This is a genomic window from Variovorax boronicumulans, assembly GCF_040544675.1.
Classification (GTDB): Bacteria; Pseudomonadota; Gammaproteobacteria; order Burkholderiales; family Burkholderiaceae_C; genus Variovorax; species Variovorax boronicumulans_D.
The window spans coordinates 156,030-163,023 of record NZ_JBEPKK010000014.1; the positions used below are offsets into that span (position 1 = coordinate 156,030).

Genomic DNA, 6,994 nt, shown 5'->3' on the forward strand with positions numbered 1-6,994 from the left:
GGCAAAGTCTGTTGTGTGGTGACTTAGTCGACGCATCGCTGAAGTCGCGGTGGAGCGAAATCGCCAGTGCATTGGCCACATCCGCGCAGCCCTTGGCTCCTTTGGCGATGCTTCCGTCTTCGAACATCATGACCGCGAGCGCTTCGCCCAGGGTGACGGCCGCCTGCTTGCGGCGAGCTGCCCGAGGCCCAGGCGCGCATAGACCGCACCGGTCTGCCGCCGCAGACGCAGCGATTCAGGCTGCCCATTGAGCTGTTGCTGCAAGATGCCCTGCGCCGCAGCCAACCCCGATTCGGTTCCGCTGCGCACCAGCGCATCCAGGTACACCTGCTCGAAGAGATCGCGCTGCGCATGGCTGCCGCCGATCTCGATCATGCGCGGCAGCGCCACGCCCAGCCCTTCGATGGCCCCTGCGAAATCGCCGCGCGCATGAGAGGCCAGCCCGTGCGCGGCCGGCACGCAGACGCGCTGCCATGCGGCCCGTGTGGACGGCGGTGCGCCGGGTGCGAAGGCCTCGATGTTGCGCAGCAACGCATCGGCCTCGGGCCTCCCGGCGCGCGCGAGTCCGTAGAGGTATTGCAGGTCGAGAAACGGCAGCACATGGTCGGCCTGGCGCTGCAGCAGGTAGTTCGCCACATCGTTCCAGCGCGAGCCGACATCGATGCCCGCAAGCTCCAGCCGCGCGAGCAGCGACACCGCGCCGATCTGGTCCTGCGAGTAGTCCTTGACCACGCCCCAGGCATGCTCGTCGTACACCGCGAGCGCATCGGCATCGCGGCCCAGGTCGATGAGGAACAGCGCCACATGCCACCAGTTGTGCGTGACCATGAAGGAGTTCAGGCCGGTCCAGGTGTCGCTCACGCTCTCCATGAACGCGAGCCCCTCGGCAAGCCGGCCTTCGGTGAGCATGACGTGCGCGAGCGCGTGGTGCGCCCACGGTTCCTTGCGGCACATGGCAATGGCACGGCGCGCGCTCGCCTCGGCTTCGCGCATCAGGTGGCACTGCTCGTAGCCGAAGGCCACCATGCCGTGCAGGTAGGGCACCTCGGATGCGAAAGGCAGCGCGGCCAGCGTCAGCCGCAGCATGCCCGGGCAGTCGCCGGTGTTGAAGCAGTGGTACTGGCCGAGCTTGACCGAGACGAGGTCGCGCGGAAATTCGCGCGCCTGCTCCGCATGCAGTGCGATGGCACGGGCGATGTCGCCCTCGGCCCAGGCCTCGATGGCTGCGATGTAGCGCTGCTCGCGCGGCGTGGCGCGCGCAGCGCCCTCACGCGCCTTGGAAAGAAACGGCCGCGCATTGGCAACGGCCTCGCGCGATTCGGCAAACAGGTGCAGCGTCGCGCAGTACGCCTGCACGATGGGGCTCGCATCGGTGTCGGCCAGTGCGATCAGGTTGACGGCGCGCGCCTCGGCCGAGATGAAGCCCATGACGAAGTCGTCGACCAGCGCGAGGCTGGCGGGGTCGTCGAGCGTGAGCGGATTGCCGAGGCTGTCGGCGGCGTGCGGATTTCCGGAGGGCATGGCGGCATGGTGCCATGCCCCGCAAAGCCTTCAAACCCCGGCTTGCTGGTGGCGGTACTCCTGGGTCTTTCCGCCGTAGCCGTAGGCCGCACCGCGCGCGTCGATCACATGGATGTACGACACCTCGTGAAGGTCGGGCCGGATCTTCGCCATGGCCGCATGCACCTCGCGCAGATAGCGCGCCTTCTCGGCCTTGGTGTTGGTCTCGTCGGTGACGCTGATGTCCAGGTGAAAGGCCGACTTGCCGAGCGACGCCAGCGTCTGGCCGCCGATGAACCAGGCGTCGGCGGCGATGTACTGCACCGTGATGGCGATGACCGGCAACTGCTTGCCGAGCACGCTCTGCGTGAGTTCGGCGACGGCGTCGACGGTCTTGCGGGTGAGGGCCGCGTCGGGCTGGCCGGAGAGGTGGACAACGATGTGGGGCATGGCGGACTCCTGTGGAATGAATGAACGATGGGTGATTGTGAGATTGCCCTATCAATCGGAAAAGCGGGAAGATATGATGTCATCCATCGTTTTATCGGATGGATAGGCCATGCAGACATTCGACCTGGAGCAGCTTCGCACCCTGGCGGCGGTGATCGACGCAGGCAGCCTCACGGCCGCCGCGCCGCGCGTGTTCCTTTCGCAGTCTTCCGTCAGCGAGCAGATGCGTAAGCTCGAAGAGCGGGCAGGGCAGTCGCTGCTCACGCGCAGCAAGGCCGGCGTGGCGCCCACCGAGGCGGGCACACGGCTCCTGGCCTACGCGCGGCGCATCCTTGCGCTCAGCGACGAGGCCTTCCGCGACCTGCACGGCGAAGCCCTGCAAGGCGAGTTGCGGCTGGCCGTGACCGACTACTTCCGGCCGGGCGATCTCACCCAGTTGTTGGGCCGTCTCGGCGAGAGCTATCCGCAGGTGCGGCTGAACGTGAGCATCCTCAAGAGCGACGCGCTGCGGGCGGCCTATGGGCGCGGCGAGTTCGACGTGGGGCTGGCGATGGACATCGCGGGCGCGTCGTCCTCCCCAAAGCACGGCGCGGCGAAGGCGTCGGTGCTGCGGCGCGAATCGCTCGCGTGGCTGGGCGCGACCGGCCTCCGGCTGGCGCGAGGCGAGCCGGTGCGCCTTCTGGCGCTGCCGGACACCTGTTCGCTGCACCAGTTCACCGTGGCGCTGTTGCGGCGGCGGCGGGTGCCGTATGTGCTCGCGCATGTGGCGTCGGGCGTGGCGGGCTTGCAGTCGGCGCTGGCCGCGGGGCTGGGCGTGGCCTGCCTGAACGAATCCGCGGTGTGCGAAGGCGTGAGCCGGCTGGCGGCACCGCACGGCCTGCCCGCACTGCCCAAGGTCGCGTTTCAGGTTTTGCCCGGACGCCGGGGCGAGACGGCGTTCGTGACTCGCGCCCGCGAGATGCTGGCGACCCATCTGACATGAACTTGCCGAGGTGGCGCAGGATTTGCGTCAGGTCTGCCATGGACGCGCCCAAACCCACCAACCTGCCAGATCTGCTGCGCCATTCCCGTTTCGACGACGCCCAGGCGATCTTTTCGGGCACCTTGTTCGTCGCCATTGCCATGATGCTGTTCGGGCAGGCGGGGCTGCTCACGGGCGGCACGGCGGGCATCGCGTTCATCCTGCACTACGCAACCGGCGTGAGCTTCGGCAAGTTGTTCTTCCTCGTGAACCTGCCGTTCTACTGGTTCGCCTGGCGCCACATGGGCCGGGCCTTCACGCTCAAGACCTTCTCGGCGATCGCGCTGCTGTCGGTGATGACCGATTGGGCGCCGCGCTATCTGTCGATCGATTCCCTGCATCCTGCGTTTGCGGCCGTGTTTGGCGGCCTGCTGCTGGGCACCGGCTGCCTGTTTCTCGCCCGCCATCGCGCGAGCCTGGGCGGTGCGACCGTGCTCACGCTGTATCTGCAGGAAAAGCGCGGCTGGCCCGCCGGCAAGGTGCAGATCGGCATCGACTGCACGGTGGTGCTGCTCGCGCTGTTCGTGATTCCACCGCAGCGCGTGGGATGGTCGGTGCTGGCTGCGGTGGTGATGGGGCTCTTCTTGTGGATCAACCACAAGCCGGGGCGCTACGCGGCGACTTGAGGCGCCACAGGCCAGGGCCGCTGCAACTCGCGGATCTGCTCGAACGCACGCGACACGCGCAGCACGCCCAGGTCGTCGAAGCGGTGTCCGGCAATCTGCAGGCCGATGGGCAATCCGTTCGCCGAGTACCCGCAGTTCACCGACGCCGCCGGCTGCTCCGACATGTTGAACGGCACCGTGAAGCCGATGTGCTCCAGCGGCCGCAGCGGATCGTTGGTCGGCGACGGCGCCTCGGCCGCCGCGGGCATGTTGGGCGATACCGGCGAGATCACGTAGTCGAAGCGCGCACACGCCTGCACCGCCGCCACGCGCGTCGCATGGAACTGGCTGAACCCGCGAAACACATGCTCGCCGCTGAACTCGGCCGCGCTCTCGGCCCATTCGCGGATGTAGGGCAGCACCTTGGCACGCTGGTCGGGGCGCAGGGCCTTCATGTCCACCAGCGAGCGCATGCGCCACAGGTGGTCCATGCCGTCGAGCATGGCTTGCGACATGAAGGGCTGCATGGTTTCGACGACCGCGCCGGCCTTCTCGAACAGGCGCGCCGCATGCTCGACCGCCGACTGGATCTCGGGCTCGACCGCGAGGCCGCAGCCCGCGTCGAGCAGCAGCCCGATGCGCAAGCCGCGCAGGTGGTCGGGCGAGACGTCGAAGCTCGCCCAGTCGATGTCCTGTGCCGGCAGGCTCATGCTGTCACGCGCATCGGGCTTGGAGAGCACCTGCATCATCAGCGCGGCATCGCCCACGGTGCGGGTCATCGGCCCTGCCGCGCGGCCCATGTACGGCGGGTCGATCGGAATGCGGCCCAGGCTGGGCTTGAGCGTGAAGATGCCGCACCAGCTCGCGGGCAGCCGCAGCGAGCCGCCGATGTCGGTGCCCAGGTGCAGCGGGCCGTAGCCTGCAGCGGCCGCGGCGCCGGCACCGGCGCTGGAGCCGCCGGGCGTCTTGCCCAGGTCCCAGGGGTTGCGCGCCAGCTTGTGAAAGCTCGAAAGCCCCGACGACAACATGCCGTAGTCCGGCATGGTGGTCTTGCTCACGATCACCGCGCCGGCTTCCTTCAGTCGCGCGGCCGGCGGTGCGTCGGCGGCTGCGGGCTTCAGGTCGACGGCGGCCGTGCCGGCGGGCATCGGGTCGCCGCGCGTGGCGATGTTTTCCTTGATGGTGGCCGGCACGCCGTCCAGAGGGCCGAGCGCATCGCCGCGCTGCCAGCGCGCCTCCGAGGCGCGCGCCTGTTCGAGCGCGGCCTCGGGCCGGAAGAGCCAGGTGGCCTGCAGATGCGGCTCCCAGCGCTCGATGTGCGCGATCACGGCCTGCGCCACCTCGACCGGCGAGAGGCGCTTGTCGCGGTAGGCGGCGGAGAGTTCCTGGGCCGACAGGTCGCTCAACAAAGGGGCATCGGACACAGTGCCGCTCATCCCCACGAGAGTGCGGACAGGTCGTTCACGAAGATCGGGTTCTCCTTCCAGAGGCCCTTGACGTTCTTCTTGGCGATGGTCGGGAACTGCGGCTGGTAGAGGAAGCCGTTGGCCGCGTCGGTGGCCAGCATCTTCTGCGCGTCGCCCAGCAGCTTGTTGCGCTCGGTGGCGTTGGCCGTGGACTTGATCTTGTCGAACAGCGTGTTGAAGGCCTTCGACTGGTAGCCCCAGTAGTAGTCCGACTTGGCGTAGTTGCCCAGGTCGAAGGGCTCCACGTGCGAGACGATCGACAGGTCGTAGTCCTTGTTGCCGTAGGTGCCGCTGAGCCACTGCGCCCACTCGACGTTCTGCACCTTCACCACGATGCCGATCTTGGCGAGCTGCGCCACGATGACCTCGCCGCCCTGGCGCGCGTAGGGCGGCGGCGGCAGCGTCATCTTGAGTTCGAGCGGCGTCTTCACGCCGGCTTCGGCGAGCAGCTTCTTGGCCTTCTCGATGTCGAAGGGATTGATGCCCGTGGTGTCCACGAAGCCGGCCGCGCCCGGCACGTAGTGGCTGCCGATGGCCACGCCCAGGCCGTCGGCCGCGCCCTCGATCACCGCCTTGCGGTCGATGGCCGCGAGGATGGCGCGGCGCACGCGCACGTCGTCCAGCGGCTTCTTCTGGTTGTTGATCGACAGGATGGTCTTGGCGCGCGAACCGGCCAGGATCACCTGGAACTGCGGGTTCATCTTGAACTGCGGCACCACGCGCGTGCCGATGCGGGTGAACACGTCGACGTCGCCCGCCATCAGCGCGGCGGCCTGCGCGGCGGTGTCGGCGATGAAGCGGAAGGTGACCTTGTTGATCTTGGCGGTGGCGGGGCTGCGAAAGCCCTCCCACTTGCTCAGCGTGAGCGACGAACCCTTGGCCCAGCTGTCCAGCTTGTAGGGGCCGGTACCCACCGGCTTGGTGGCGTTGCTGTCGGCGCTCTTGGGCTCGACGATCACGGCGGTGGCCTGGCCCAGCACGAAGGGCAGGTCGGGGTCGATCTCCTTGTTGATGACCACCACGGTGTAGTCGTCCACCGCCTGCGTGGCGAGGTTGGCGAAGGTGCGCTTGTCCTTGTTGGTGCTCTTGTTGCCGCCCGCGCGGTCGAAGGAGAACTTGACCGCGGCCGCGTTGAAGGGCTCGCCATTCTGGAACTTGACGCCGCGGCGCAGCTTGAAGGTGTAGGTCTTCAGGTCGGGCGAGACTTCCCAGCTCTCGGCCAGGAGCGGCGTGACGCTGCCGTCGGCGTTGATCTTGGTGAGCGTTTCCAGGATGTTGTATTGCACGATCTCGGCGATCGCGGCGGCGGCGCCGGCGGTCGGATCCAGGCCCGGCGGTTCGAGCGCCATGCCGATCACGAGGGCGTCCTTGCGACCTTGCGCCATGCCGGCCAGCGGGGTGGCCAGCGCGACAGTGGCGCCGGCGGTGGTGAGGAGGGTGCGACGGTTCAACATACTTGGGTATCTCCGGAAAACGGCCAGGGATCGAATGACTGCTCGTGCGCCCACCGTGCCCCGAAGGGAGGCGCGGCGCCACGAAAGACAGGGTACGCAGCACGAAAGATGCCACCTGCGCAGCGAATCATTCTCTCGCAGCGGGCGGCCCGACGCCCGGGCCCCGGAACGGTTTTTCCTCGGGACGTTCCCGGATGCCGGGACGCGGCGCGGGCCTCAGGCCTCGAGCAGCGTGCCGCCCGTGGGTGTTCGCGGCACTGCCTGGAGCAGCGTGCGCGTATAGGCATGCCGCGCGTGGCGGAACAGCTCACCGGGCGCGCCCTGCTCCACGATCTGGCCCTTGAAGACCACGGCCACGTCGTCGCACAGGTGGTTGACCACCGCCAGGTCATGGCTGATCAGGAGGTAGCTGATGCCGAACTGCTGCTGCAGGTCCTGCATGAGGTTGAGCACCTGCGCCTGCACCGACACATCGAGCGCGCTGACCGGCTCGTCGGC

The 6,994-nt window shown here is 68.0% G+C and carries 6 protein-coding genes and 1 pseudogene; 2 read left to right on the forward strand and 5 right to left on the reverse strand.

The features are described 5' to 3' along the window. Window positions 1-126: 126 nt before the first annotated feature. Together ABIC90_RS22340 and ABIC90_RS22345 are read right to left on the reverse strand one after the other, a co-directional pair. Window positions 127-1,521, reverse strand: a complete 1,395-nt coding sequence (locus ABIC90_RS22340) for a tetratricopeptide repeat protein (RefSeq protein WP_354357981.1) — start codon at window positions 1,519-1,521, stop codon at window positions 127-129. A 30-nt stretch (window positions 1,522-1,551) separates the two neighbouring features. Continuing rightward, window positions 1,552-1,950 (reverse strand): tautomerase family protein, encoded by a 399-nt coding sequence (locus ABIC90_RS22345; protein ID WP_354357983.1) that lies wholly within the window; start codon window positions 1,948-1,950, stop codon window positions 1,552-1,554. A 109-nt stretch (window positions 1,951-2,059) separates the two neighbouring features. On the opposite strand from ABIC90_RS22345, the gene ABIC90_RS22350 reads away from it, so the two are divergent. Both ABIC90_RS22350 and ABIC90_RS22355 read left to right on the forward strand, forming a co-directional pair. Next, the gene (locus tag ABIC90_RS22350) at window positions 2,060-2,932 is read left to right on the forward strand and encodes a LysR family transcriptional regulator (RefSeq protein WP_354357985.1); all 873 of its coding nucleotides are present in this window, start codon (window positions 2,060-2,062) and stop codon (window positions 2,930-2,932) included. A gap of 38 nt (window positions 2,933-2,970) precedes the next feature. Beyond that, window positions 2,971-3,597 (forward strand): YitT family protein, encoded by a 627-nt coding sequence (locus ABIC90_RS22355; protein ID WP_354357987.1) that lies wholly within the window; start codon window positions 2,971-2,973, stop codon window positions 3,595-3,597. Here the strand turns inward: ABIC90_RS22355 and ABIC90_RS22360 are convergent. From ABIC90_RS22360 to ABIC90_RS22370, 3 genes and pseudogenes are all read right to left on the reverse strand, one after another. After that, window positions 3,582-5,000, reverse strand: coding sequence for an amidase (locus ABIC90_RS22360; protein ID WP_436318237.1), 1,419 nt, complete (start codon window positions 4,998-5,000; stop codon window positions 3,582-3,584). The two genes, ABIC90_RS22355 and ABIC90_RS22360, sit on opposite strands and share 16 nt — an antisense overlap. A gap of 8 nt (window positions 5,001-5,008) precedes the next feature. Continuing rightward, window positions 5,009-6,496, reverse strand: coding sequence for an ABC transporter substrate-binding protein (locus tag ABIC90_RS22365; protein ID WP_354357991.1), 1,488 nt, complete (start codon window positions 6,494-6,496; stop codon window positions 5,009-5,011). Window positions 6,497-6,712: 216 nt separating this feature from the next. After that, window positions 6,713-6,994 (reverse strand): annotated as a pseudogene (locus ABIC90_RS22370) (peptide ABC transporter ATP-binding protein); the annotation flags it as partial.

What these genes read in the sequence shown, in the direction of transcription:
- ABIC90_RS22340 (WP_354357981.1), bottom strand. Translation starts at nt 1,521, where the DNA reads ATGCCCTCCGGAAATCCGCACGCCGCCGACAGCCTCGGCAATCCGCTC.
- ABIC90_RS22365 (WP_354357991.1), bottom strand. Translation starts at nt 6,496, where the DNA reads ATGTTGAACCGTCGCACCCTCCTCACCACCGCCGGCGCCACTGTCGCG.
- ABIC90_RS22355 (WP_354357987.1), top strand. Translation starts at nt 2,971, where the DNA reads ATGGACGCGCCCAAACCCACCAACCTGCCAGATCTGCTGCGCCATTCC.
- ABIC90_RS22345 (WP_354357983.1), bottom strand. Translation starts at nt 1,950, where the DNA reads ATGCCCCACATCGTTGTCCACCTCTCCGGCCAGCCCGACGCGGCCCTC.
- ABIC90_RS22350 (WP_354357985.1), top strand. Translation starts at nt 2,060, where the DNA reads ATGCAGACATTCGACCTGGAGCAGCTTCGCACCCTGGCGGCGGTGATC.